The organism is Mesorhizobium sp. WSM4833 (genome assembly GCF_055811095.1).
The window spans coordinates 26584-50470 of sequence record NZ_JBVVQG010000008.1; the positions used below are offsets into that span (position 1 = coordinate 26584).

At 62.7% G+C, this 23887-nt stretch carries 19 protein-coding genes; 10 read left to right on the forward strand and 9 right to left on the reverse strand.

The window, feature by feature from the left end; genetic code table 11:
* Positions 1-57: 57 nt before the first annotated feature.
* The 5 genes from AC0L2D_RS17245 to AC0L2D_RS17265 all read right to left on the reverse strand — a co-directional run bounded on the left by AC0L2D_RS17245 (position 58) and on the right by AC0L2D_RS17265 (position 7029).
* Positions 58-798, reverse strand: a complete 741-nt coding sequence (locus tag AC0L2D_RS17245) for an NUDIX hydrolase (protein WP_027161472.1) — start codon at positions 796-798, stop codon at positions 58-60.
* A gap of 86 nt (positions 799-884) precedes the next feature.
* Complete coding sequence (locus tag AC0L2D_RS17250) at positions 885-1319, reverse strand: DUF983 domain-containing protein (protein WP_024503574.1); 435 nt, start codon at positions 1317-1319, stop codon at positions 885-887.
* An 11-nt stretch (positions 1320-1330) separates the two neighbouring features.
* Positions 1331-3649 (reverse strand): ribonuclease R, encoded by a 2319-nt coding sequence (gene rnr, locus AC0L2D_RS17255; protein ID WP_064995802.1) that lies wholly within the window; start codon positions 3647-3649, stop codon positions 1331-1333.
* Between the two features lie 6 nt (positions 3650-3655).
* Positions 3656-6292, reverse strand: coding sequence for a type I DNA topoisomerase (topA, locus tag AC0L2D_RS17260; RefSeq protein ID WP_473541642.1), 2637 nt, complete (start codon positions 6290-6292; stop codon positions 3656-3658).
* A 359-nt stretch (positions 6293-6651) separates the two neighbouring features.
* The gene (locus AC0L2D_RS17265; protein ID WP_024503571.1) at positions 6652-7029 is read right to left on the reverse strand and encodes a COG4315 family predicted lipoprotein; all 378 of its coding nucleotides are present in this window, start codon (positions 7027-7029) and stop codon (positions 6652-6654) included.
* Positions 7030-7214: 185 nt separating this feature from the next.
* Here AC0L2D_RS17265 and AC0L2D_RS17270 point away from each other — a divergent pair, with 185 nt between their 5' ends.
* From AC0L2D_RS17270 to AC0L2D_RS17295, 6 genes are all read left to right on the forward strand, one after another.
* Positions 7215-7961 carry a cytochrome c biogenesis CcdA family protein gene (locus tag AC0L2D_RS17270; protein WP_013531914.1) on the forward strand — a complete coding sequence of 249 codons (747 nt, stop codon included), beginning with the start codon at positions 7215-7217 and terminating at the stop codon, positions 7959-7961.
* An 85-nt stretch (positions 7962-8046) separates the two neighbouring features.
* Positions 8047-8484, forward strand: a complete 438-nt coding sequence (locus AC0L2D_RS17275; protein ID WP_473541643.1) for a nuclear transport factor 2 family protein — start codon at positions 8047-8049, stop codon at positions 8482-8484.
* A 147-nt stretch (positions 8485-8631) separates the two neighbouring features.
* Positions 8632-9990, forward strand: a complete 1359-nt coding sequence (gene glmU / locus AC0L2D_RS17280; RefSeq protein ID WP_473541644.1) for a bifunctional UDP-N-acetylglucosamine diphosphorylase/glucosamine-1-phosphate N-acetyltransferase GlmU — start codon at positions 8632-8634, stop codon at positions 9988-9990.
* Between the two features lie 172 nt (positions 9991-10162).
* A complete protein-coding gene (gene glmS / locus AC0L2D_RS17285; RefSeq protein WP_473541645.1) occupies positions 10163-11986 on the forward strand; it encodes a glutamine--fructose-6-phosphate transaminase (isomerizing) in 1824 nt (607 codons plus the stop codon).
* 31 nt (positions 11987-12017) lie between these two features.
* The gene (locus tag AC0L2D_RS17290) at positions 12018-12320 is read left to right on the forward strand and encodes a HigA family addiction module antitoxin (RefSeq protein ID WP_027161478.1); all 303 of its coding nucleotides are present in this window, start codon (positions 12018-12020) and stop codon (positions 12318-12320) included.
* Between the two features lie 80 nt (positions 12321-12400).
* Positions 12401-13156 (forward strand): DUF502 domain-containing protein, encoded by a 756-nt coding sequence (locus AC0L2D_RS17295; RefSeq protein WP_024503567.1) that lies wholly within the window; start codon positions 12401-12403, stop codon positions 13154-13156.
* On the opposite strand, the gene recG is transcribed toward AC0L2D_RS17295, so the two are convergent.
* Positions 13108-15216 (reverse strand): ATP-dependent DNA helicase RecG, encoded by a 2109-nt coding sequence (recG, locus tag AC0L2D_RS17300; protein ID WP_473541646.1) that lies wholly within the window; start codon positions 15214-15216, stop codon positions 13108-13110. The two genes, AC0L2D_RS17295 and recG, sit on opposite strands and share 49 nt — an antisense overlap.
* A gap of 92 nt (positions 15217-15308) precedes the next feature.
* On the opposite strand from recG, the gene AC0L2D_RS17305 reads away from it, so the two are divergent.
* From AC0L2D_RS17305 to AC0L2D_RS17315, 3 genes are all read left to right on the forward strand, one after another.
* Positions 15309-15596, forward strand: coding sequence for a succinate dehydrogenase assembly factor 2 (locus AC0L2D_RS17305; RefSeq protein ID WP_013531907.1), 288 nt, complete (start codon positions 15309-15311; stop codon positions 15594-15596).
* A 72-nt stretch (positions 15597-15668) separates the two neighbouring features.
* Positions 15669-19166 (forward strand): transcription-repair coupling factor, encoded by a 3498-nt coding sequence (mfd, locus tag AC0L2D_RS17310; RefSeq protein ID WP_473541647.1) that lies wholly within the window; start codon positions 15669-15671, stop codon positions 19164-19166.
* 134 nt (positions 19167-19300) lie between these two features.
* Complete coding sequence (locus tag AC0L2D_RS17315; RefSeq protein WP_013531905.1) at positions 19301-20674, forward strand: class II 3-deoxy-7-phosphoheptulonate synthase; 1374 nt, start codon at positions 19301-19303, stop codon at positions 20672-20674.
* A 69-nt stretch (positions 20675-20743) separates the two neighbouring features.
* On the opposite strand, the gene AC0L2D_RS17320 is transcribed toward AC0L2D_RS17315, so the two are convergent.
* The 3 genes from AC0L2D_RS17320 to AC0L2D_RS17330 form a co-directional block, all read right to left on the reverse strand.
* Positions 20744-21511: an RES family NAD+ phosphorylase gene (locus AC0L2D_RS17320; RefSeq protein WP_473541648.1), complete on the reverse strand. Its 768-nt coding sequence runs from the start codon at positions 21509-21511 to the stop codon at positions 20744-20746.
* Entirely contained in the window at positions 21471-21845 is a 375-nt protein-coding gene (locus AC0L2D_RS17325) for an MbcA/ParS/Xre antitoxin family protein (RefSeq protein ID WP_473541649.1), read from the reverse strand. Before AC0L2D_RS17325 ends, AC0L2D_RS17320 begins: the two co-directional genes overlap by 41 nt.
* Before the next feature lie 90 nt (positions 21846-21935).
* The gene (locus AC0L2D_RS17330; RefSeq protein WP_473541650.1) at positions 21936-22664 is read right to left on the reverse strand and encodes a GGDEF domain-containing protein; all 729 of its coding nucleotides are present in this window, start codon (positions 22662-22664) and stop codon (positions 21936-21938) included.
* 751 nt (positions 22665-23415) lie between these two features.
* Between AC0L2D_RS17330 and AC0L2D_RS17335 the strand changes: the two genes are divergently transcribed.
* On the forward strand, positions 23416-23832 hold the full coding sequence (locus tag AC0L2D_RS17335; RefSeq protein ID WP_127369360.1) for a GFA family protein: 417 nt from the start codon (positions 23416-23418) through the stop codon (positions 23830-23832).
* Positions 23833-23887 lie beyond the last annotated feature (55 nt).

Consider the following 23887-nt stretch of genomic DNA (forward strand, 5'->3'; position numbering starts at 1 on the left):
CTGTTTGATCTTACGCAATTCGGACGGAAAACCGCGTCACACTTTCCTGGAATTGCTCTAGAGAAGTTCGCGGATGAAGCGGCTGCGGACAAGCCGGTAGAAGGGCACGGGACCGCCTGGACGCAACAGTGGATCATGGGCGAGGCGCTTTTCCAACTCGTCCAGGATCATTCGGGTGATGTCGGGTATGTCGGCTTCCCTGGCCTTGGCAAGCGGCAGCCAGACCAGCTCTTCCAGTTCGTTGGTCGGACCGCCACCGGGCAGTTCGACCGCGACGTCGTCACGCCAGGCGCTGAAGAAGCGGGTGTCGAAGCGGCGCACCCGGTTGGGCGGCGTGATGGCGCGCGCGACGAAGCGCAGCATGTCGAGAGAGGGTTGCACGCCGTGTTCGGCAAAGCCTTGCCAGTCGGATCTGGGGGTTGCGAAAGCACCCTTGCGGCCGATCAGCAGCCCGGCTTCCTCATAGGTCTCTCGGATGGCCGACAGGGCGATGGCGCGGGCTCGTGCGGCGCTTGTGCGCCCCGGCCCGGCGATCAGCTTGGCTTCCTGCTCCGGGTGCAGGGCGGCGACGACCGGTATGCGGCTATCGGCCGGATCGGTGCGGCCGCCGGGAAAGACGAACTTGCCCGGCATGAAGGCGTGGCCGGCATGGCGGCGACCCATCAGAACCAGTACGTCGTCGTCCTTGCGGTCGAGCAGGATGAGGGTTGCCGCGTCGCGCGGGCGAATTGGCCGGTCGCTATGAGCGATCATGCTCCGCTCGATCCTGTCGACTTCCGCCTTGGTCATACCGTCCATGCGCAGGACCTAGCGGAAACTTCTGGCAAGCGAAAGTGGCCTTTCACGGTCGGTATGTTGCGCCAGGCAGCATTCTTGGCTGCGGCCTAGGCTCCGGGATGCGGCTCGATCACGTCGTGCTCCCCGCCGAAGCCGTGCATATAGAAGGCCCATTGCAGTCCGATGACGGCACCCTTGACCGGCTGCAGCAGCGCAACCGACAAAAGGATGGTCAGCGGCACCCAGATGGCGATGTGCTGCCATATGGACAAAGTCGACGTCGCCTCAACGCCCATGAAGGCGCCCAGCACGATGTGGCCGACGATGACGATGACGAGGTAGGCCGGCAGGTCGTCGGCCCGGTGGTGATGCAATTCCTCGCCGCAGACGCCGCATGTGTCGACGGTCTTGGTAAAAGCGCGAAACAGCTTGCCTTCGCCGCAATGCGGGCAGCGGCCGAGCAGGCCGCGCTTCATCGCCGTCCACAGCGGGCGTGCGGCCCGGCCCGAGTGATGTTCTCCGCCGAAAACCTGTTCTTCCATGGCTGTTGTCATCATCGTCTCCTGCCGCGCGAACCCGGTCGCGATTGCGACGCGCGGGCGCGGCCCTTGGCCTTGTGAAACGACCGCTTGGAGCCCGGCAGAGGCTTTGGGTCGGTCAACATCTCGAAGCGCATTGCGCCGGCCATCGGCGCCACCTCGATAAGCCGGACCTCGACGCGGTCCGCGAGTTGGTAGCCTTTGCCAGAGCGTTCTCCGAACAGGGAGCGAGCCGTTTCATCGTATATATAGTAATCGCCGCCCAGAGTTGACACCGGGATGAAACCATCCGCGCCGTACTGCGGCAATTGGACAAATAGTCCTGATTTGGTGACGCCGGAGATGCGGGCATCGAAGCGGTCATCGACGCGTTCGGCGAGATAGGCGGCGATCAGACGGTCGACCGTGTCCCGCTCGGCCGCCATTGCGCGGCGTTCCGTGCCGGAGATCAGCACCGCGACATCTTCGAGCCGTGCCGCTTCGTCCTGCGTCAGCCCACCCGGACCCAGTCCGAGTGCGGCAATAAGTCCGCGATGCACGATCAAATCGGCATAGCGGCGGATCGGCGAGGTGAAATGGGCGTAGCGGCGGAGGTTGAGACCGAAATGGCCGATGTTCTTTGGCGAGTATTCGGCCTGGCTCTGCGAGCGCAGCACCACTTCGTTGACAAGGCCTTCATTGTCGGCGCCGCGCACGCGCTCCAAAATGCCGTTGAACTGGCTTGGCTGCATCTGCGCGCCGCGCGCCAGTGACAGGCCCAATGTCTGCAGGAACTCGCGCAGCGATTCCTGCTTGGCGAGCGACGGCGCGTCGTGGACGCGATAGACCAGCTCCTGCTTCTTCGCCTCCAGCGTCTCGGCCGCGGCGACATTGGCCTGGATCATGAATTCTTCGATGAGCTTGTGGGCATCGAGCCGCTCCGGCACGATGACGCGGTCGACGGTGCCGTCCGGCTTGAGTACGATCTTGCGCTCCGGCAGATCGAGTTCGAGCGGCTGGCGGCCATCGCGGCCGCGCTTCAGGATCGCATAGGCGTCCCACAGTGGCTTCAGCACGGTTTCGAGGATCGGGCCTGTCTTGTCGTCCGGCGCGCCGTCGATCGCCGCCTGAGCCTGTTGGTAGGCGAGCTTTGCCGCCGACTTCATCATGACGCGATGGAAGGTGTGCCTGAGCTTGCGGCCCTCGGCCGAAAAGATCATGCGCACCGCCAATGCCGGCCGGTCCTGGCCCTCGCGCAGCGAGCAGAGATCGTTGGAGATGCGCTCGGGCAGCATCGGCACGACACGATCCGGGAAATAGACCGAGTTGCCGCGCTTCAGCGCTTCGCGGTCGAGTGCAGTGCCATAGCGCACATAGGCGGCGACGTCGGCGATCGCCACGGTGGCAACCACGCCGCCGGGGTTCTTCTCGTCGAGATCCGGCGTGGCGAAGACGGCGTCGTCATGGTCCTTGGCGTCGGCCGGATCGATGGTGACCAGCGGCAGGTCGCGCCAATCCTCGCGATGGTCAAGCGTCGCCGGTTTGACGGCTTCGGATTCTGCGATGACGTCGGCCGGGAAGATATGCGGAATGTCGTGCGCATGGATGGCGATCATAGAGACCGCCTTTTCGCTGGTTAGAGAGCCCAGCACGTTGAGCACCTTGGCTCTCGGCAAGCCGAAACGGGAGGCTCGCGCCGGCTCGACCTCGACCAGGTCGCCATTCTTGGCGCCGTTCTGGAATTCCTTGTCGACGATCAGTTCGGGCTGGCGCCGTTCCACCGGTTCGATGCGGAAGGTGCCGTCCTGCAGGATGCGAAAGATACCGAGCACGGCATCGGTACGTTTTTCGAAAATCTTCACCACCCGCCCGGTGTAGGCGGGGCCGCCCAGGGCGACGTTCGTGTCGTCGGCCGGAAAGGTCTTGGCCAGCACGCGGTCGCCAATGCCGGGCGCCGGTCCACTGCCACTGCGCGACAGGCGGATGGAAACGATCGGCGGCGGCCCATTGGCTGTGTGTTCGGTTGGGCGCGCCAAAAGCACGCCATCGGCATCGCGGTCGAAAATATCGAGGACCGTGACATGGGGCAGGGCGCCGACGCGGGCCAGCCCCTTGCGCTCCTTGGTGAGGACGCCTTCGTCCTGCAGGTCGCGCAAAATGTCCTTCAGCCAGATGCGGTCATCGCCGCGCAGCGCGAACGCCTTGGCGATGTCGCGCTTGCCGGCGCGATCCGGATTTTCGGCAATGTAGCGCAGGATTTCGTCACGCGACGGCCGATAGTCGTCCTTGACCTTGGCCCTGGTGTCGGCGGTGCGCGGATCGCCGTGGGTTCTGCCGGTGATCTTGCGCGCCACGCTGTCCTACCCTTTTTTCTTCGCGGCCGGCTTCTTCGCAGCCGGCTTCTTGGCGGCAACTTTCTTGGTTGCCGGAGCTTTGGCCGCGGCCGCCTTGCGGAACGGCTTTTTGCCGCCGCCGCCCTTGGCTTCCTTCTCGGCAATCAGCGCCAGCGCATCCTCCATCGTCACCGACTGGGGATCCTTGCCCTTGGGCAGCGTAGCATTGACCTTGCCGAAATTCACGTAAGGCCCGTATTTGCCGTCGCGCACGACGATCTTGCCGCCGCCATCGGGGTGGTCGCCGAGCTCCTTGAGCGCAGCGGCCGTGCCGCCATTGCGGCCACCCTTGCCCTTCAGCTGCTTCTCGGCGATCACCGACACGGCGCGGTTGAGGCCGATCGAGAACACGTCCTCGATGCTTTCAAGATTGGCATAGGTGCCGTCATGCAGCACGAACGGGCCGTAACGGCCGAGCCCGGCCGAGATCATCTTGGCCGTTTCCGGATGCTGGCCGACATCGCGCGGCAATGACAGCAGCGCCAGCGCCCGTTCATGGTCGATCGACTCTGCCGTCCAGCCCTTGGGCAGGCTGGAGCGCTTGGCTTCCTTGCCGTCGCCGCGTTGCAGATAGGGGCCGAAGCGGCCGCTGCGCAGCGTGATTTCCTCTGACGTATAGGGATCCTTGCCGATAATCTTGGTGCCGTCTTCGCCGCCGCCATTCTCACCATTGGGGTTGGCGGCATCGCCGAGCTGGCGGGTGAAGGAGCATTCGGGATAGTTGGAGCAGCCGACGAAGGCGCCGAACTTGCCGAGCTTCAGCGACAGATTGCCGGTGCCGCATTTCGGACAGATGCGTGGGTTCGAACCGTCCTCGCGCGCGGGGAACACCAGCGGCGCCAGCTCTTCATTCAGCGCATCCAGCACGTCGGTGACGCGCAGTTCCTTGATGTCGGCGACTGCGCCGGAAAAATCCTTCCAGAAATCGCGCAGCACGTCCTTCCAGGCGAGCTTGCCGTCGGAAATCTCGTCGAGCTTTTCCTCGAGGGACGCGGTGAAGTCGTACTCGACATAGCGCTTGAAGAAGCTTTCGAGGAAAGCCGACAGCAGCCGACCCTTGGCCTGCGGCACCAGCCGGCGCTTGTCGATGGTGACATAGTCGCGGTCCTCGAGCATCTTCAGGATCGCCGTATAGGTAGAAGGCCGGCCGATGCCGAGCTCTTCCAGCTTCTTGATCAGCGACGCTTCGGAGTAACGCGGCGGCGGCTCGGTGGTGTGCTGGGTGGCGTTGATCGCCTGGCGGGCAAGCTGCTCGCCGGCACGGATCTCGGGCAGGCGACGATTTTCCTCGTCTTCCGCATCGTCGTCCTTCTGGTCGGTGTATGCGGCGATGAAACCGTCGAACCGAACGACCGAACCGATGGCACGCAGCTCCGCGGTGCGCGATCCATTGACCGCCTCGATCTCGGCGGTGGTGCGCTCGATTTCGGCCGGCTGCATCTGGCTGGCGATGGCGCGCTTCCAGATCAGCTCATAGAGCCGCATCTGGTCGGAATCGAGATATTGCCTGACCGATGCCGGGGTGCGCATGAAATCCGTCGGGCGGATCGCTTCGTGCGCTTCCTGGGCGTTCTTGGCTTTGGCCGTATATTGGCGCGGCTTTTCCGGCAGGTATTTCGGACCGAATTCCTTGGCAATGGCATCGCGTGCGGCGTCGATCGCCTCGGGTGCCATCTGCACGCCGTCGGTTCGCATATAGGTGATCAGACCGGTGGTCTCGCCGCCGATCTCCATGCCTTCATAGAGGCGTTGCGCCACCTGCATGGTGCGGCTGGCCGAGAAGCCGAGGCCCGACGAGGCGGCCTGCTGCAGCGTCGAGGTGGTGAAGGGTGGGCCGGGATTGCGCTTGGTCGGCTTGGCTTCCACCGACACCGCCTTGAAGGTTGCGCCTTCGAGCATCGACTTGATGTCGTCGGCCTGCGCCTTGTTGGAAATGTCGAGCTTTTGCAGCTTCTTGCGATCGAAGGCGGTCAGCCGCGCTTCGAAATTCTCGTTGCGCGGCGTGCCCAGCAGTGCAGCGATCTGCCAGTATTCCTCGCGGATGAAGCGCTCGATCTCGGATTCGCGGTCGCAGACGAGACGCAGCGCAACCGACTGGACGCGTCCGGCCGAACGGGCGCCCGGCAGTTTGCGCCACAGCACCGGCGACAGCGTGAAGCCGACGAGATAATCCAGCGCCCGGCGGGCGAGATAGGCATCGACCAGCGGCGCATCGATCTGGCGCGGATTGGCCATCGCTTCCAGCACCGACGATTTGGTGATGGCGTTGAAGACGACGCGGCTGACCGGCTTGTCCTTCAGCGCGCGCTTCTGCTTCAGAACTTCCAGCACATGCCAGGAAATCGCTTCGCCTTCGCGATCCGGATCGGTGGCGAGGATCAGGCCGTCGGCGTCCTTGACCGCCTTGGCGATGTCGGCGAGGCGCTTGCCGGAGGCGGTGTCGACCGCCCAGGACATGGCGAAATCCTCATCCGGACGCACCGAGCCATCCTTGGCCGGCAAGTCCCTGATATGGCCGAACGAGGCCAGAACCTTGTAGTTCTTGCCGAGGTATTTGTTGATTGTCTTCGCCTTGGCCGGCGATTCGACGACGACGACGTCCATGAGGTCTCATATCAGCTGTGGTGCGGCAGAAGAATTCCGCTGCGCGCGACGAAATCTCGTTCTATTTGTCGCTCACATGGCCGCGCTTTTGCATCCGGTCAAGGGGAAGCGCCCAAATTGCGGGCCGGTCCGCAGCAATACACTCTTAGAGTGTATGGAGAAAATCACAGAATTTGGGAAAGGCAGATGGTGGGTCTGAGTCAGCGGAAACGACCCGATTCATTTTTCCGCCGAGTCGTTGAAATGCTGCCCAAACCAGGACGGGCGACATTATAACGGGCTGTTCGATGCCGGCCGCCGGATGGCATGGAGATGCCCGGCGACCAGCCCTTGTCCCGCCAGCAGCGGGACTGGCGTGCTTAGTCGGCCTTGACGATATGCCAGACTTCGCCGACGCCGTCGCCGGTTACATCGCCGGGCTTCTTGTCCTTTATGAAGGTGTAGACCGGCTTGCCGTCATAGGCCCACATCTTGGTGCCGTCGGTGCGGTCGACGACGCTCCACTCGTCATCCGCCTTGGCGCCGGCTTCGGCTTTCAGCGGCGGCCAGTTGGTGGCGCATTTGTCGTAGCAGTTGCTCTTGCCCTTCTCGTCCTTGTCATAGGTGTAAAGCGTCATGCCATTGGCGTCGGTGTAGATCTTGGCGCCATTGACCTCGGCTTCCTTCCACGCGTCGGCAGCGAAGGATGCGGCGGTGCTGAGCAGAAGCGCTGCCAGTCCTGCGGTTATGGTTTTCATGGAAATCTCCTGACTGATATCTGGAGACGCGCGGGAAATCGCGGCCTCACAGCATCAACGCCTGCGGGCTGTCGTTTCTTCCTGGCAAGTGCGTCGGGCAATGGATGATCTTGCCAACACAATGGTGATTGGTGGACAAGGCTGCGCGTCGCTATATCGGCGTCACGACATTGGAGTTCTTGGAAATGGCATTGGACATCGGCTACGTCAGCGCGGTCGGGGCTGGGGCGATTTCGTTCCTGTCGCCTTGCGTGCTGCCGCTGGTGCCGCCTTATCTCTGTTATATGGCCGGCGTCTCGGTCGACGATTTCCGTGGCAATGCGGGTGCGACAGCGCGTGAAGGCGCACGCGGCGCGCTGATTTATTCTTCGATCGCCTTCGTGCTCGGCTTCTCGACCGTCTTTGTCGCGCTCGGCGCCGGCGCCTCGACCATCGGCCGGCTGCTACGCGTCTGGCAGGAGCCGCTTGCCATGGGCGCAGGCGTGCTGATCATCCTGATGGGCCTGAATTTCCTCGGCGTCCTGCGCATTCCGCTGCTGTCACGCGAGGCGCGCTTCCAGTCACAGGGAAAGCCGGCAAGTGCGGTCGCGGCTTATGTCATGGGGCTGGCTTTCGCCTTCGGCTGGACGCCCTGCATCGGCCCGGTTCTGGGACCGATCCTGACGCTGGCCGGCGGCCGCGAGACGGTGGGCGAGGGCGCGCTGCTGCTCGCCGCCTATTCGCTCGGGCTGGGCATCCCCTTCCTGATCGCCGCGCTGTTTTCCGGCGCCTTCATGCGCTTCCTCGGCAAATTCCGCGTCCATCTCGGCCGCGTCGAAAAGGCCATCGGCGCGCTGCTGGTGATCGCCGGTGTGTTTTTTCTGACTGGTGGCGTGCAGACCGTGTCGTATTGGCTGCTGGAGAATTTTCCAGTGCTGGGGCGGCTGGGGTAGTCTCCCCCCCCCGCACGGGAACGATGCACACCAGCCCGCATTTGCAGTGCCGTTGACCAACACTTTTTCGAGCCGGGAGGCGAGAATGGTAGCCAAGGCCGATGTGCGAAAATTCTTCAGGGCCTATGAGAAAATCTACAATGACGCGATCGCCGACACCGTCGATCTCAACGACGTCGCGGACATGTATTCGGCGGGTTTTGTCTCGGTGACGCCGGCGGCGGTCATGGTTGGCGAGAATGGCGAGCAGTTGAAGGCCATTATGACAAAGGGTTTTGAGGCCTGTCGTGCCCTCGGCAGCAAGAGAATGACCTGCGTCGATGTCTCGGTGATGCCAATCGATCAGGACCATTGCGTGGCTGAGGTAAACTGGTCCGGTGACTATGAACGCAAGGATGGGAGTCTCGTGACCATCGACTTTGCGGTCACCTATCTCGTCGAAAAGCGCGATGGCAAGCTGAAGGTGTTTGGCTGGATATCGGGTGACGAGCAGGCGGAATTCAGGAAACACGGCCTGTTGTAGGGGTGCTGACTGCCGAATTCTGTCCTAAGACCCGCTGATTAAGAGTCAGCTGCTCCGCCATCTCACCGGAATTTAACCGCATTGGTGAAGCATGGGCCCACTGCTATCCTGTCTTGATTCCCAACCCTTTCATATGGTTGCCCATCCATGAGCCAGAGATCCTGCCTGTCCGTCATCCTCGCCGCCGGCGAAGGCACGCGCATGAAGAGCGTGCTGCCGAAGGTGCTGCACCAGATCGCCGGCCTGCCGATGGTCGCCCATGTGGTGAAGGCAGCGGAAGAGGCGGGTGCCGGCAGCCAGGCGCTGGTGATCGGCCATGGCGCCGACGAGATGCGCAAGGCCGCGGCAAAGTTCGCGCCCAAGGCCGAGACTTTCGTGCAGGAAAAGCGTCTTGGCACCGCGCACGCCGTGCTTGCCGCGCGCGATGCAATATCAAAGGGTTATGACGATATCCTGGTCATGTTCGGGGACACGCCGCTGATCGATGCAGATGCGCTGACCATGGCGCGGCTGAAACTGGCTGAAGGCGCTGCCGTCGTCGTGATCGGCTTCCGCCCGCCCAGTCCGACTGGTTATGGCCGGTTGATCGAAAAGGACGGCAAGCTGACCGCCATCCGCGAGGAGAAGGACTGCTCCGAGGAGGAGAGGAAAATAACCTTCTGCAATGCCGGCATGATGGCGGTGGCCGGCGCCCATACGCTGGCGCTGCTCGATCGGGTCGGCAACAAAAATGCAAAGGGCGAGTATTATCTCACCGACATTGTCGAGATCGCCAGTGCGCGAGGCCTCGATGTCGTGGCCACCGAAGCCAGTTTCGAAAGCGCACTCGGCATCAACAACCGCGCCGAACTGGCGCAAGCCGAAGCTATCTGGCAGGCGCGCCGGCGGCATGAGACGATGCTGTCGGGCGTGACGCTGATCGCGCCGGAGACGGTGTATTTCTCGCACGACACCGAGATCGGCACTGACACGATCGTCGAGCCCCATGTCTGGTTCGGTCCGGGCGTGAAGATTGCCACGGGCGCCAAGGTCCATGCCTTCAGCCATATCGAGGGCGCCACCATTGCGTCCAATTGCGATGTCGGGCCGTACGCGCGGCTGCGGCCGGGCGCCGATCTCAGGAACAAGGCCAAGGTCGGCAATTTCTGCGAGGTCAAGCAGGCGGTTATCGAAGAGGGCGCCAAAGTCAACCATTTGACCTATATCGGCGACGCCCGTGTCGGTGCTGGGGCCAATATCGGCGCCGGCACCATTACCTGCAATTATGACGGCTATTCGAAATTCTTCACCGACATCGGCGAGGGCGCTTTTGTCGGCTCCAATTCGTCGCTGGTGGCGCCTGTCACCATCGGCAAGGGCGGCTACATCGCCTCAGGCAGCGTGATCACCGAAAGCGTGCCCGACGACGCGCTGGCCTTCGGCCGCGCCCGCCAGAAGACCATTCCAGGCAAGGGCAAGGAGTTGCGCGAGCGCTTTGCTTCGGCGGCGGCGGCGAAGAAAAAGTAAGACCAGCCCGCAAACCGAACGATTGCAGTAACCGGATTGCAAGAGCGGCCTGTCATGGTGCATCGACAGAATGAGCGTTCCGTTATACGGGACGAAATGCAATGTGACTTTCCACGGCAGGCCGGCCATCCCTAAATAGCGCTGGTTTTCCGGGGAATCGGGGGCTTTCTGCATGTGCGGTATCGTTGGAATCGTCGGCCACTCGCAGGTTGCGCCGCTCATCGTCGATGCGCTGAAGCGGTTGGAGTACCGTGGCTATGATTCGGCCGGCGTCGCGACCATCGAGCGTGGTGAACTCGCCCGCCGCCGTGCCGAAGGCAAGCTGATCAACCTGGAGCGCCGGCTCAAGGACGAGCCGCTCGATGGCACGATCGGCATCGGCCACACGCGCTGGGCGACGCATGGCGTGCCCAACGAGACCAATGCGCATCCGCATTTTTCCGACGGCGTCGCCATCGTCCACAACGGCATCATCGAGAATTTCGCCGAACTGCGCGACGAACTGGTCCGCGACGGCTATTCTTTTTCGTCGCAGACCGACACCGAGGTCGTGGCGCATCTGGTGGCCCGCGAACTCGCCAAGGGGCTGAATCCGGTCGAAGCCGCGCACCAGGCGCTGAAGCGGCTGGAAGGCGCCTTTGCGCTGGCGATCATGTTCAAAGGCGATGAAGACCTGATCGTCGGCGCCCGCAACGGTCCGCCTTTGGCCGTCGGCCATGGCGATGGCGAGATGTTCCTGGGCTCCGACGCCATCGCGCTCGCCCCGTTCACCAATTCGATCACCTATCTCGAAGATGGCGACTGGGCGGTGGTGCGCCGCAATGGTGTTGAGATCTTCGATATCGGCGGCACAAAGGTAGAGCGCAAACGCCAGCAGTCGCTGTCGACCAGCTTCATGGTTGACAAGGGCAACCGGCGCCATTTCATGGAGAAGGAAATCCATGAGCAGCCCGAGGTGATCTCGCACACCTTGGCGCATTATGTCGATTTCGTCTCCGGAGTGTCGAAGCCGCTCGACCTGCCGTTCGATTTCGCCAAGATCGACCGGCTGGCGATCTCGGCCTGCGGCACGGCGTATCTGGCCGGCCTGATCGGCAAGTACTGGTTCGAACGCTACGCGCGCCTGCCCGTCGACATCGATGTCGCCTCCGAATTCCGTTACCGCGAAATGCCGCTCTCGAAGAACGATGCCGCGTTTTTCATCTCGCAATCGGGCGAGACCGCCGACACGCTGGCCTCGCTGCGTTATTGCCGCAAAGCCGGCATGAAGATCGGCGCGATCGTCAATGTGCGCGAATCGACCATGGCGCGCGAATCCGACGTCGTGCTGCCGACACTTGCCGGACCCGAGATCGGCGTCGCCTCGACCAAGGCCTTCACCTGCCAGCTTTCCGTGCTGGCCGCGCTTGCGGTGCGCGCCGGCGTGGCGCGCGGTATGATTTCGAAGGAACAGGAGAAAACCCTGGTGCGCGCGCTTTCGGAAGCGCCGCGCTACGCCAACCAGGTGCTCAAGCTTGAAGAGCAGATCGAGCGGATCGCGCGCGAACTCTCGCGCTACAAGGACGTGCTCTATCTCGGCCGCGACACCAACTTCCCGCTGGCCATGGAAGGCGCGTTGAAACTCAAGGAAATCTCCTACATCCACGCCGAAGGCTATGCAGCCGGCGAACTGAAGCATGGGCCGATCGCGCTGATCGACGAGAACATGCCGGTCATCGTCATCGCGCCGCATGACCGGATCTTCGAGAAAACCGTTTCCAACATGCAGGAGGTGGCGGCGCGCGGCGGCAAGATCATCCTGATCACCGACAGCAAGGGCGCAGCGCAGGTGAGCGTGAAGACGATGGAAACAATCGTGCTGCCGGATGTGCCCGAAATCATCTCGCCGATCATCTATGCGCTGCCGATACAGATGCTGGCCTATTTCACCGCCGTGTTCATGGGCACCGACGTCGATCAGCCACGCAATCTGGCGAAATCGGTGACGGTGGAATAGGTTTTGCCTTCCAGACCGGAGGTTGGGCCGAATGGCATCGAAGTTCGCACGTCCAGTTCATCCTGGAGAATTCCTGCGTGAAGAATATCTCGTCCCGCTCGGCATGAGTGCAGGCGCGCTGGCGAAAAAGCTCAACCTTCCGCGCACCCGTATCGAACGCATTGCCAAAGAAGAGATCGGCCTGACTCCCGATACCGCTCTTCGCCTCGCCAGATTTTTCAACACCACGCCCGAATTCTGGATGAATTTTCAACAGGCCTATGAGCTTGAAACCGAAGCCAGAAAGCTGGCGCCGGAGCTCGAGAAGATTGAGCCGTTGGAAGTAGCGGCATAATCGGCTCTTTAAAAACTTCGCAGTTCCAAAGCTTCGTCCGGTTCACTAATGTTGCGCTGCAACCCGCGCTCCGGTGAACCATGTCCGATGCTCCCAAGACCTCCGGCATGACCCGGCTGAGGAACTATTTCCTCACGGGCTTCATCGTCTGCGCGCCCTTGGCGATCACCGCCTACATTGCCTGGTCGTTCATCGGCTGGGTCGATTCCTGGGTGAAGCCTTATATTCCGGCCCGCTACAGCCCTGACACCTACCTGTCGTTTCCGGTGCCGGGGTTCGGACTGATCGTGGCGCTTATCCTGATCACGCTGATCGGTTTCCTGACGGCAAACATCGTCGGCCGCGCCATCGTCAATTTCGGCGAGCGCCTGCTTGGCCGCATGCCGCTGGTACGCGGCATCTACGGCTCGCTGAAACAGATTTTCGAGACCGTGCTGTCGAACAAGGGTGACATGTTCCGCCAGGTCGGGCTGGTCGAATATCCGCGCAAGGGCGTGTGGTCGCTGGTGTTCGTCGCCAGTGAAAAGGAAACCGAGATCAACCAGAAGCTCGACCAGGAAGGCGATCCGCTGATCGCCGTATTCATGCCGTGCACGCCAAACCCGACCACGGGCTTCCTGATGTATGTGCCGAAGTCGGACATCGTGCCGCTCGACATGACGATCGAGGATGGCGCCAAGCTGATCGTCTCCGCCGGTCTGGTGGCGCCCGAAGTAAAGCAAATGGTTGTCGTGAATGGCGAGCCGATCGAAGGGATGCTCGCCAACCCTTCGGTTGCCGCCCTGGCTCAGCCGGCGCGCAGAAGCCGCACGGCTTCGTCGCGACCGAACAAGTAAAGCAGCAGGCGCAACGCCTCACCACGCTGCGATTGCAGCTCCGGATCGCGTGACAGGATCAGCCTAGCATCGTCGCGGGCGGCCTCCAGAAGGTCGGCATGCGCCTCGATGCGAGCCACCTGGAAGCCCGGCGTGCCCGACTGGCGGGTGCCAAGCAATTCGCCTTCGCCGCGCAGCTTCAGGTCCTCCTCGGCGATCAGGAACCCATCCTCGGTCTCGCGCATCACCGACAGCCGGCGTTTTGCGGTCTCGCCGAGCGGGTCCTTGTAGAGCAGCACGCATGAGGAAGGCTTGTCACCGCGTCCGACCCGGCCGCGAAGCTGGTGCAGTTGGGCAAGGCCGAAGCGCTCTGCATGCTCGATGACCATGACGGTGGCGTCCGGCACGTCGACGCCGACCTCGATGACGGTGGTGGCGATCAGGATGCGTGTCTCGCCCTGCTTGAAGGCGCGCATCGCCTCGTCCTTCTCTGCACCCTTCATACGGCCGTGAACGAGACCGATGCGATCGCCGAACAATGGTTTCAGCGAGGCGAAGCGGTCTTCGGCCGACATCAGTTTGATCTCTTCGGATTCCTCGACCAGCGGACAGATCCAGTAGATCTTCTGGCCGCCGGCGACGGCGTCCACCATGCGGGCGACCAGTTCGTCGAGCCGCTCGAGCGGCAGCGTAACGGTACGGATCGGCTGGCGGCCGGCCGGTTTTTCCGTCAGTTTCGACACGTCCATGTCACCGAAAGCGGTCAGCACCAGGGTGCGCGGGATAGGAGTGGCCGTCATCACCAACATGTCTGGCGCGTCGCCCTTGGCGGTGATGGCAAGCCGCTGATGGACGCCGAAACGATGCTGCTCGTCGATGACGGCGAAGACGAGGTCTTTGAAGGTGACGGTCTCCTGGAACAGCGCGTGGGTGCCGACGACGATGTCGATCTCGCCGGTTGCCAGGCCGGCCAGCGTATCCGCGCGTTCGCGGCCCTTCTCGCGACCGGTGAGGATGGCGATGCGAAGCCCTACCTTGGCGGCAAGCGGCGTGATGGTCGCAAGATGCTGGCGCGCCAGGATTTCGGTCGGTGCCATCAAGGCTGCCTGGCCGCCGGCCTCGACGGCACGCGCCATGGCCAGCAGCGCGACGACGGTCTTGCCGGAACCGACATCGCCCTGCAGAAGCCGCAGCATGCGCTCTGGGTCGGCGAGGTCGGCATTGATTTCGGCCAGCGCAAACTCCTGGCTTGATGTCAGCGAATAGGGCAGTGCGGCCCGCAGTTTTTCGACGATGCGGCCGTCGCCGACCAGGGGTCGCCCGGACAGCCTGCGGACTTTCGCTCGCACCAGCGCCAGCGAGACCTGGCCCGCCAGCAACTCGTCATAGGCGAGCCGCCGCCAGGCGGCACCATCGATGGAGACGTCAATCGGGTCGGCCGGATTGTGGATGCGGGCAAGCGCATCGCCAAAGGCCGCAAAGGTGTGCCGCCGCATGAAGGCGCCGTCCTGCCATTCGGGAAATTCAGGCACGCGCGTCAGCGCCTGGCCGATCGCCCGGCGCAGCACCTTGCCCGAGAGCCCGGCTGTCAGGGGATAGACCGGTTCGACCAGCGGCAGGTTTTCCGCCTCGCTGGCCAGCGCAATATGGTCGGGGTGGACCATGCTCGGGCGGCCGTTGAACCATTCCATGCGGCCCGAGACCACGACATGCTCGCCCTCGGGCAACGCCTTTTCGAGATAGGAGGCGTGAGCATGGAAGAAGGTCAGCGCGATCTCTCCGGTATCGTCATGGGCGAAGACCCGGTAGGGCACCGACCTATTGCCACGCGGTGGCGGCTGGTGGCGGTCGATGCGCACATCGAGCGTGACGATCTGGCCTTCCGCGGATCCCGCGATACCAGGCCGACTGCGCCGGTCGATGACGGTGTGCGGCAGCACGAACAGAAGATCGCCGGCACGCGCCGCGCGGTCGCCGAGATCGGCCGGAACAACCTTCTCGATCAGCGCGCCGACTTTCGGTCCGACGCCTGCAAGCGACGTGATCGGGACAAACAAGGGATCGAGGATGGTCGGGCGCATGATGTCAGCTTATGTTGCGACGGCGGCAGCGCAAGGCTGACAGCCCCTTCTATCCACGCTATATGCGCCGCAGCAAGCAAGGATGCGGTACGATGACCGGAACGACGAGATCAAGCGAGGGGCTGGACGTGCGCCGCCGCAAGCTTCTGTTTCGCTCCTGGCATCGCGGTATGCGCGAGATGGACCTGATCCTCGGCACTTTCGCCGACGCTGAGATCGGCGTCTTGACCAACGAGGAAATCGACCAATATGAGAGGCTCCTCGACATTCCCGATACCGAATTCCTGCCTATGGTCACCGGCGAACGCCCGGTTCCGGCCGATATCGATTGTGCCGTCCTGCGAAAGATCCTGGCTTTCCGCCGCTCTCTGACATTCTGAACACAAGCAATTCCAGGAAAAGTACGAAGCGGTTTTCCGTTCGGAATTGCGATAAAACAAGACCGTGATTTCATGAGCCTCATTCCCACCATCGGTCTGCCGAAAGGCCGCGCCGGTCAGTTCATCGTCGATGGCGTCGCCGACGGCTACGAAGCCTTTGCGCTGGTGCAGGCGGCGCTCGAGATCGCGCCCGACAAGCCGGTTCTGTTCGTCGCGCGCGACGGTCAGCGCCTGCCGGCGATCATCGAGGCATTGTCCTTCGCGGCCCCCGGCCTGCCGGTGCTGGAACTGCCGGCCTGGGATTGCTTGCCCTACGACCGCGTCTCGCCCGGCTCCGATGCGGCCGCCAAGCGCCTCGATGCGCTGACCGCCATGATCGCTCTGGCGAAGAAGCCGCACCGCGCCGTCATCCTCACCACCGCCAATGCGCTGCTGCAGCGCATTCCGCCGTCCGAGTTGGTCGAGGCGCAGACTTTTCATGCCAGGCCCGGCAACCAGATCGACATGAACGCACTGGTCTCGCGGCTGGAAACGTCCGGTTTCGAGCGTGTGCCGACAGTGCGCGGCATCGGCGAGTTCGCGGTGCGCGGCGGCATTCTCGACCTGTTCGCTCCCGGCTGGACCGAGGCGCTCAGGCTCGATTTCTTCGGCGACACGCTGGAATCGATCCGTGTGTTCGACGCCGCCACGCAGCGCACCACCGGTCAACGCAAGTCGATGGCGCTGCAAGCGATGAGCGAGGTGGCGCTGACGCCGGAAACCATCAGCCGCTTCCGCCGCTCCTATATCGAAGCCTTCGGCGCACCGCAGCGCGACGACGGGCTCTATGCGGCGGTCAGCGAAGGGCGTCGCTTCGCTGGCATGGAGCACTGGCTGCCGTTCTTCTACGAACGGCTGGAGACGGTGTTCGACTATCTGCCTGACACGCCTGTCATCTTCGACCATCTGGCGCATGAGGCGCTGGCCGAGCGCCACACGCTGATCCTCGATCACTACGAGGCGCGCAGGAAGCAGGCCGACGGCGCGCTGAAGGATGCGGTGCCCTATAAGCCAGTCGCGCCGGACCTGCTCTATCTCTCCCCGGAAAACCTGATCACCTCGCTCGGGCCGCGCGAAGCGATCGACTTTACGCCATTCGACGCGCCCGACATTGGCGCCAAGAAGGTCTATCACGCCGGTTCGCGCCACGGCCGCAGCTTCGTCGAGGAGCGCGCCGATCCGAACGCCAACGTGTTCGATGTCGTCGTCAAACACATCGCCGATGAGCGCGCGGCGCGCCGCCGCGTCGTCATCGCCGGCTGGACCGAAGGCTCGCTCGACCGGCTTGGCCAGATCCTCGCCGAACACCATCTCGGCAACCTCAAGCAGGTCGTGACGCTGGCGGAAGCCGAAAAGCTCGAGCCGGGGCAGGCGGCCCTGGCCGTGCTGCCCCTCGAATCCGGCTTCGAGACCGAAAAACTGGTCGTCGTCGCCGAACAGGACATTTTGGGCGACCGGCTGATCCGGCGCTCGAAACGCAAGAAGCGTCCCTCGGATTTCATTGCCGAGGCCTCGGCGCTGTCGGCCGGCGACATTGTCGTCCATGCCGACCACGGCATTGGCCGTTTCATTGGCCTGCGCACCATCGAAGCGGTCGGCGCACCGCATGACTGCCTGGAAATCCACTATGCCGGCGACGACCGGCTGTTCCTGCCGGTGGAAAACATCGAACTCCTGTCGCGCTACGGTTCTGACACGGCCGAGGCGACGCTGGACAAGCTTGGCGGCGGCGCCTGGCAGTCGCGCAAAGCGCGGCTGAGGAAGCGCCTGCTCGACATGGCCGGTCAGTTGATCCGCATCGCCGCCGAGCGGCAGATGCGCTCGGCGCCGCCACTGGTGCCGGCAGAAGGCCTCTATGGCGAGTTCGCAGCCCGCTTTCCCTATGAAGAGACCGACGACCAACAGACGGCCATCGATTCGGTGCGCGACGATCTTGCTGCCGGCAAGCCGATGGACCGGCTGATTTGCGGCGATGTCGGTTTCGGCAAGACCGAAGTGGCGCTGCGTGCCGCCTTCATCGCGGCAATGGAAGGTTTTCAGGTGGCGGTGGTGGTGCCGACGACATTGCTGTCACGCCAGCATTTCAAGACGTTTTCGCTGCGGTTTTCCGGCCTGCCGATCCGCGTCGCCCAGGCGTCTCGGCTGGTCGGCGCCAAGGAACTGGCCGAGACCAAGAAAGGCATCGCCGAAGGCCAGGTCGACATCGTCATCGGCACGCACGCGCTGCTCGGTTCCGCGATCTCGTTCAAGAACCTTGGTCTGCTGATCATCGACGAAGAGCAGCATTTTGGCGTCAAGCACAAGGAACGGCTGAAGGACCTGAAGACCGACGTGCACGTGCTGACGCTGTCGGCGACGCCGATCCCGCGAACGCTGCAACTGGCGTTGACCGGGGTGCGCGAGCTGTCGCTGATCGCCACGCCGCCGGTCGATCGCATGGCGGTGCGCACCTTCATATCGCCCTTCGATCCGCTGGTGATCCGCGAGACGCTGCTGCGCGAACGCTATCGCGGTGGCCATTCCTTCTATGTGGTGCCGCGCATCAGCGATCTCTCGGAAATACATGATTTCCTGAAGGAATCCGTGCCGGAGTTGAAGGTGGCGGTGGCTCATGGCCAGATGCCGCCGGGCGAACTCGACGACATCATGAATGCCTTTTATGACGGTCAGTACGACGTGCTGTTGTCGACCACCATCGTCGAATCCGGCCTTGATATTCCGACCGCCAACACGCTGATCATCCACCGCGCCGACATGTTCGGCCTGTCGCAGCTCTACCAATTGCGCGGCCGCGTCGGCCGTTCGAAGGTGCGGGCCTACGCGCTGTTCACGCTGCCGGCCAACCGCAAGCTGACGGACACCGCCGAGCGGAGGCTCAAGGTGCTGCAATCGCTCGACACTCTGGGCGCCGGCTTCCAACTGGCCAGCCACGACCTCGATATCAGAGGCGCCGGCAATCTTCTCGGCGAGGAGCAGTCCGGACACATCAAGGAGGTCGGCTTCGAACTCTACCAGCAGATGCTGGAAGAAGCCGTCGCCGAGGTGAAGGATTCGGGCGAGGTGCAGGATGGCGGCTGGTCGCCGCAGATTGCCGTCGGCACGGCGGTGATGATCCCGGAAAGCTATGTTCCGGACCTGCAGCTCCGGCTGGCGCTTTATCGCCGTCTCGGCGATCTCGAAAACACCGAGGAAATCGACGCTTTCGGCGCCGAGCTGATCGACCGCTTCGGCCCGCTGCCGGAGGAGGTGAAGCATCTGTTGAAGATCGTCTTCATCAAGGCGCTCTGCCGCAAGGCCAATGTCGAAAAACTCGACGCCGGGCCGAAGGGCGTCGTCATCCATTTCCGCAAGCGCGAATTCTCCAACCCGGTCGGGCTGGTCAAGTTCATTGGCGAACAGGGATCGTTGGCCAAGATCCGGCCGGACCACAGTGTCGTCTTCGTGCGCGACTGGCCGACAGCCGAGAAGAGGCTGGCGGGCTCGGCGGTCGTCATGACGCAGTTGGCACGGCTGGTGGAGAAGGCGGCGTAGCTAGCCTCGGACCATTCGCCAGCGCTGAAATTCCGGTCTAGAATAGGAAATCGGCTTCGTGTATGGAGCCGCGATCCCCAATTGGGGCGGGAATGGCGGAGTATAGGCCGCTGGAAAGAGCGTTGGGTGCAGCGATGACGAAATGGTCGCCGAATTCGTGGAGAGCAAAGCCGATCAAGCAGGTTCCTGCTTATCCGGACCTTGCAGCGCTGAAGAACACGGAGGCCCAGCTCGCAACCTTTCCGCCGCTGGTTTTTGCCGGTGAGGCGCGCAAGCTCAAGAAGCAGCTCGCTTCGGTCGCTGCTGGTGACGCATTCCTCCTTCAGGGTGGCGATTGCGCCGAGAGCTTCGCCGAGCATGGCGCGGACAACATCCGCGACTTTTTCCGCGTCTTCCTGCAGATGTCGGTGGTGCTGACCTTCGCCGGCGCGCAGCCGGTGGTGAAGGTCGGCCGCGTTGCCGGCCAGTTCGCCAAGCCGCGCTCATCCGACAACGAGACCAAGGGCGAGGTGACGCTGCCCAGCTATCGCGGCGACATCATCAACGGCATCGAATTCGACCCGAAGTCGCGCATTCCGGATCCCGCTCGCCAGGAGATGGCGTACCGCCAGTCGGCGGCGACGCTCAACCTTCTGCGCGCCTTCGCGCAAGGCGGCTATGCCAGCCTGGAGAATGTGCACCGCTGGATGCTCGGCTTCGTGTCCGACAGCCCGCAGGGCGAGAAATACGAGTCGCTCGCCAACCGCATCACCGAGACGATGGACTTCATGAAGGCCGTCGGCATCACTTCGGAAACCAACTACGCGCTGCGCGAGACCGATTTCTATACCAGCCATGAGGCGCTGCTGCTCGGCTACGAGGAGGCGCTGACGCGTGTCGATTCGACCTCCGGCGACTGGTACGCTACCTCGGGCCATATGATCTGGATCGGCGACCGCACCCGCCAGCCCGATCATGCGCATGTCGAATATTGCCGCGGCATCAAGAACCCGCTCGGCCTGAAATGCGGTCCGTCGCTGACGCCGGACGGCTTGCTGGAGCTGATCGACTTGCTCAACCCCGAAAATGAACCCGGCCGGCTGACGCTGATTGCACGTTTCGGCTCCGACAAGGTCGCCGACCATCTGCCGAAGCTGGTTCGCGCGGTGCAGAAGGAAGGCCGCTCCGTGGTGTGGTCGTCGGACCCGATGCACGGCAACACGATCGAGGCCGCCGGCTACAAGACGCGGCCGTTCGACCGCATCCTGAAGGAGGTTCAGACCTTCTTCGAAGTGCACCGCGCCGAAGGCACGCATCCGGGCGGCATCCATGTCGAGATGACCGGCAAGAACGTCACCGAATGCACCGGTGGCGCGCGCGCCATCACCGCCGAGGAGTTGCAGGACCGCTACCACACCCATTGCGACCCGCGCCTCAACGCCGACCAGGCGATCGAACTGGCGTTCCTGGTGTCAGACCTGCTCAAGAAGAGCCACCCGGTGCAGCACAAGCAGGTTGCGAACGGTTAAGCTCGATTTCGGCCTGAACGGCTGACGGAAAAAGCGCTGGAGAAATCCGGCGCTTTTCTTTTGGTTGGTTCAGTGCCCGCGTTCCCAGCGCAGGCCGGCGAGTCTGGGGTCAGCAAACGCCGCCCTTGAAAACTCGATGCGCTTTTCCGGAAACTCGCAGATCGCCTGCACGCCGAACGCACCAAGCCGGATGCGCCAGGTCCGCGGCTCCATCGGCTTTGCCTTGGCAAAGCCGCGGCAGGTCAGCAGCGCAATGTTGGCGCCCTTGGGATCGCGCGCCGAGCGGTAGCGGATCGCCTCCAGCCCGGCCTCGCGGGCAGTATCGGCAATGGCCTGGCAAGCGGCATAGTCGGTCGGATGCGTCCATGCCGTTGCGTCACGATCGAGCGGCGGCCGGGTGAGATTGATCACCTTGGCGCATTTGATCGCGGCCGCAAAGGCCGTGTATTCGGCGGCGTCGCTTGGCCAGGGTGTTTTGGGCGACTCGGCAAAGAACAGCAGCCGGTAGAAGGCCATTTCGGCCACCGCGGTCATCATGGTCTCGGCCGCATAGTAGACGCCCTTGGTCCTGCCGGCACGGCGGAAGCGCGAACCGTGCGGATAGACCGAGCCGTAGCGGAAGGGCGTCGCCAGGAGATAGTGGAGATGGCGGCATTCAATTGGGATTTGCGGCTTGGTTTCCTCGATCAGGTCTTCCAGCATCGCCTGTTCGTCGAGCGTGTCGACGATTTTCAGCGTCGAGACATGGTGCTGCGCTTCGACCATGCGCCAGTACTTGCTGTCGATGCCGACGGTCTCAGACGAGAGCGCGTCGGGAGTCCAGATAGGCAATGACATCGACGAGCCCGGTGATGGTGAGGATCTTTTCAAGCGGAGCAGCGTCGAACGCCGTGTTGGCGTTCTTCAGCCATGCCCGGGCGACGACCGCGTCGCCGCCGACAATGGCGTCGAGCGAGCGGAACAGCCTGACGAACAACACGGCAAGCTCGAATGGCTTGGTGCCGCGCTCGAGCACGAATTCGTTCCTGCGCATGCGCGAAACCGTGGCCTCCGAAACTCCGATCACCGAGGCCAGCATTCTGGCGGTGATGTCCAGCAGATCGGCCGCGCGCACCGTTGCCTTGGTCAGGACTGCATTCTCGGCTGTCTTGGCAGTGGTTTGAGATTGCATTGCGACGCCTTCCTGTTTCTGTGGAAAATATAGGCCACAAAAATTCATATGGAAAGGGGCCGGACGCAAAACGATCTGCAAACGGGAGACTCAGTCCTTCTTGTAGAGCAGCCAGCTCTTGCCGGCTCGGCCAGCCATCGTCGAGTGCCTGGTGACGCGGTTGCGGCCGCTGACCTTCGAGCGATAGAGCGCCCGGTCGGCCTTGGTGTAGAGATCTTCGGGTCCTTCGGCTTCGGACGCCATGCAGATACCCATCGAGACGGTGACGGTGCCGTAATTCGTGCCCGTCTGGCTGCTGGTGAACGGCGTCTGCTCGATCAGGGCACGAATACGCTCTGCAACGTCATAGGTGGCGTCCTCGCTGGCGCCCTCGACGATCAGCGCGAACTCCTCGCCGCCGGTGCGAGCAACGAACATGTCGCCGCGAATGCTGGTCTGGAAGATATCGGCGATGCTCTGGATGATCTTGTCGCCGACCGGGTGGCCGAAGCGGTCGTTGATGTCCTTGAAGCGGTCGATGTCGGCAAGGACCAGGGCGTTGAACAGGATACCCCTGTTGCTGTTGTAGATCCTGGTGATTTCCTTGTCGAAGGCGCGGCGATTCCAGATGTGGGTCAAGGGATCGGTGTCGGCCAACCGTTTGTATTCCTCGAGCTTCGATTTGACGGTCTCGAGTTCGGCCGTCTTGTCGCTGAGCGTCGAGGCCACCTGCCGGCCGTGATCGATCGTCGAATTGGTGGCAACCGCCATGGCGTTGGCGATCTTGTGCAAAAGATCCTGGGAGGAGGCTGCGGCCGTTGAGGCCGCTCGATGTCTCATCGAGGATCCTGCCGTATTTCTCGATATGGCTGCGCTCGCTCCGCAGCAGTGAAGCGACCGCCTCGAGCTCCCTGGCAATGACGTCTCGGGCATGCTCGACGATGCCAGGACCATGGTTGTGGGCAAAGAAAGTGCGCCCGATCTGATCCAGTTCATCCTGTGTCGGCCGGCTGCTCAGCGAAACGACGGCCAGGCTGAGTTCGCGATTGGTGCCGCTCAGGGCCTCATAGAAGATCTCGTAATTGCGCGGCAGGCCGAGCACGCCCAACTGGCGCATTGTCGCGACAATATTGGCTGCGATGTCGGTGCTTCGTTCGGTCGGGACAGCTGCCGGCTGCATTCTGGTTCTTCCCCTCGGATGATCCGCGGAATTCGCGGATCCCCTTTTGTCGCCGAACCCTGGGGAATGCGACCGACGCTTCGGAACAACTTGCGAAGGGATGCGTCCCCACCCACGGCCTTCACTTGCAGGGTGACCATAAATGCGCTGTCGCTAAAGTTCTCTTAACTGGCGAAGGTTCCGCGGGTTTTCTCTGTCTGCGGGCTGTAAAAGCTCTGGTTCGCGCGTCCAACAGTTGGAAACAACGCCGGTGCAGCGGCCCGAATTCGCGATTCGCGCATCGCACGCTTCAAAATGAAACCGAATTTCGGATTCTCCACGCCAGTAATGTCGCATTTGCTTGCGTGCGTGCGCCGCAAAGCTGGAATCCTGAAGGCGATGCCAGGCACTTTTCTTTCAAGGAGGATCGACGTGAGTGGTGGTCACCAGGGATCGTGTCTGTGTGGAGCCGTCCGCTTCAGAACGAACGGAGCGTTGCGTGGCGTCGTCTATTGTCATTGCTCGCAATGCCGCAAGCAGAGCGGACATTTCTATGCCGCGACCAATGTTGCCAATGTCGACATCGTGATCGAAGGCGTGGAAAGTATCACCTGGTACGAAGCCTCTACCTTCGCCAGGCGTGGGTTCTGCAAGGCATGCGGGTCGGTGCTGTTCTGGAAGCCGCGAGACCAGGACTACGTTTCAGTCATGGCGGGATCGTTCGACAAGCCGACAGGTCTTGAGGGGGAATGCCATATCTTCGTCGGTGACAAGGGCGACTATTATTCGATCGACGACGGGCTGCCGCAGTTTGAAAAGTCGACATCGTCCATACCGGTTGCTGAATGAATCTTGGACAAGTCACCTTATTCCATTGATCTGGCCAGCCATTGCATTATCCCGT

Bases quoted from the DNA above. Each gene is read 5' to 3' on its own strand.
- AC0L2D_RS17245 (WP_027161472.1), bottom strand. From the start codon at position 798: ATGGACGGTATGACCAAGGCGGAAGTCGACAGGATCGAGCGGAGCATG.
- AC0L2D_RS17250 (WP_024503574.1), bottom strand. From the start codon at position 1,319: ATGGAAGAACAGGTTTTCGGCGGAGAACATCACTCGGGCCGGGCCGCA.
- topA (WP_473541642.1), bottom strand. From the start codon at position 6,292: ATGGACGTCGTCGTCGTCGAATCGCCGGCCAAGGCGAAGACAATCAAC.
- AC0L2D_RS17265 (WP_024503571.1), bottom strand. From the start codon at position 7,029: ATGAAAACCATAACCGCAGGACTGGCAGCGCTTCTGCTCAGCACCGCC.
- AC0L2D_RS17270 (WP_013531914.1), top strand. From the start codon at position 7,215: ATGGCATTGGACATCGGCTACGTCAGCGCGGTCGGGGCTGGGGCGATT.
- AC0L2D_RS17275 (WP_473541643.1), top strand. From the start codon at position 8,047: ATGGTAGCCAAGGCCGATGTGCGAAAATTCTTCAGGGCCTATGAGAAA.
- glmU (WP_473541644.1), top strand. From the start codon at position 8,632: ATGAGCCAGAGATCCTGCCTGTCCGTCATCCTCGCCGCCGGCGAAGGC.
- glmS (WP_473541645.1), top strand. From the start codon at position 10,163: ATGTGCGGTATCGTTGGAATCGTCGGCCACTCGCAGGTTGCGCCGCTC.
- AC0L2D_RS17290 (WP_027161478.1), top strand. From the start codon at position 12,018: ATGGCATCGAAGTTCGCACGTCCAGTTCATCCTGGAGAATTCCTGCGT.
- AC0L2D_RS17295 (WP_024503567.1), top strand. From the start codon at position 12,401: ATGTCCGATGCTCCCAAGACCTCCGGCATGACCCGGCTGAGGAACTAT.
- recG (WP_473541646.1), bottom strand. From the start codon at position 15,216: ATGCGCCCGACCATCCTCGATCCCTTGTTTGTCCCGATCACGTCGCTT.
- AC0L2D_RS17305 (WP_013531907.1), top strand. From the start codon at position 15,309: ATGACCGGAACGACGAGATCAAGCGAGGGGCTGGACGTGCGCCGCCGC.
- mfd (WP_473541647.1), top strand. From the start codon at position 15,669: ATGAGCCTCATTCCCACCATCGGTCTGCCGAAAGGCCGCGCCGGTCAG.
- AC0L2D_RS17315 (WP_013531905.1), top strand. From the start codon at position 19,301: ATGACGAAATGGTCGCCGAATTCGTGGAGAGCAAAGCCGATCAAGCAG.
- AC0L2D_RS17320 (WP_473541648.1), bottom strand. From the start codon at position 21,511: ATGTCATTGCCTATCTGGACTCCCGACGCGCTCTCGTCTGAGACCGTC.
- AC0L2D_RS17325 (WP_473541649.1), bottom strand. From the start codon at position 21,845: ATGCAATCTCAAACCACTGCCAAGACAGCCGAGAATGCAGTCCTGACC.
- AC0L2D_RS17330 (WP_473541650.1), bottom strand. From the start codon at position 22,664: ATGAGACATCGAGCGGCCTCAACGGCCGCAGCCTCCTCCCAGGATCTT.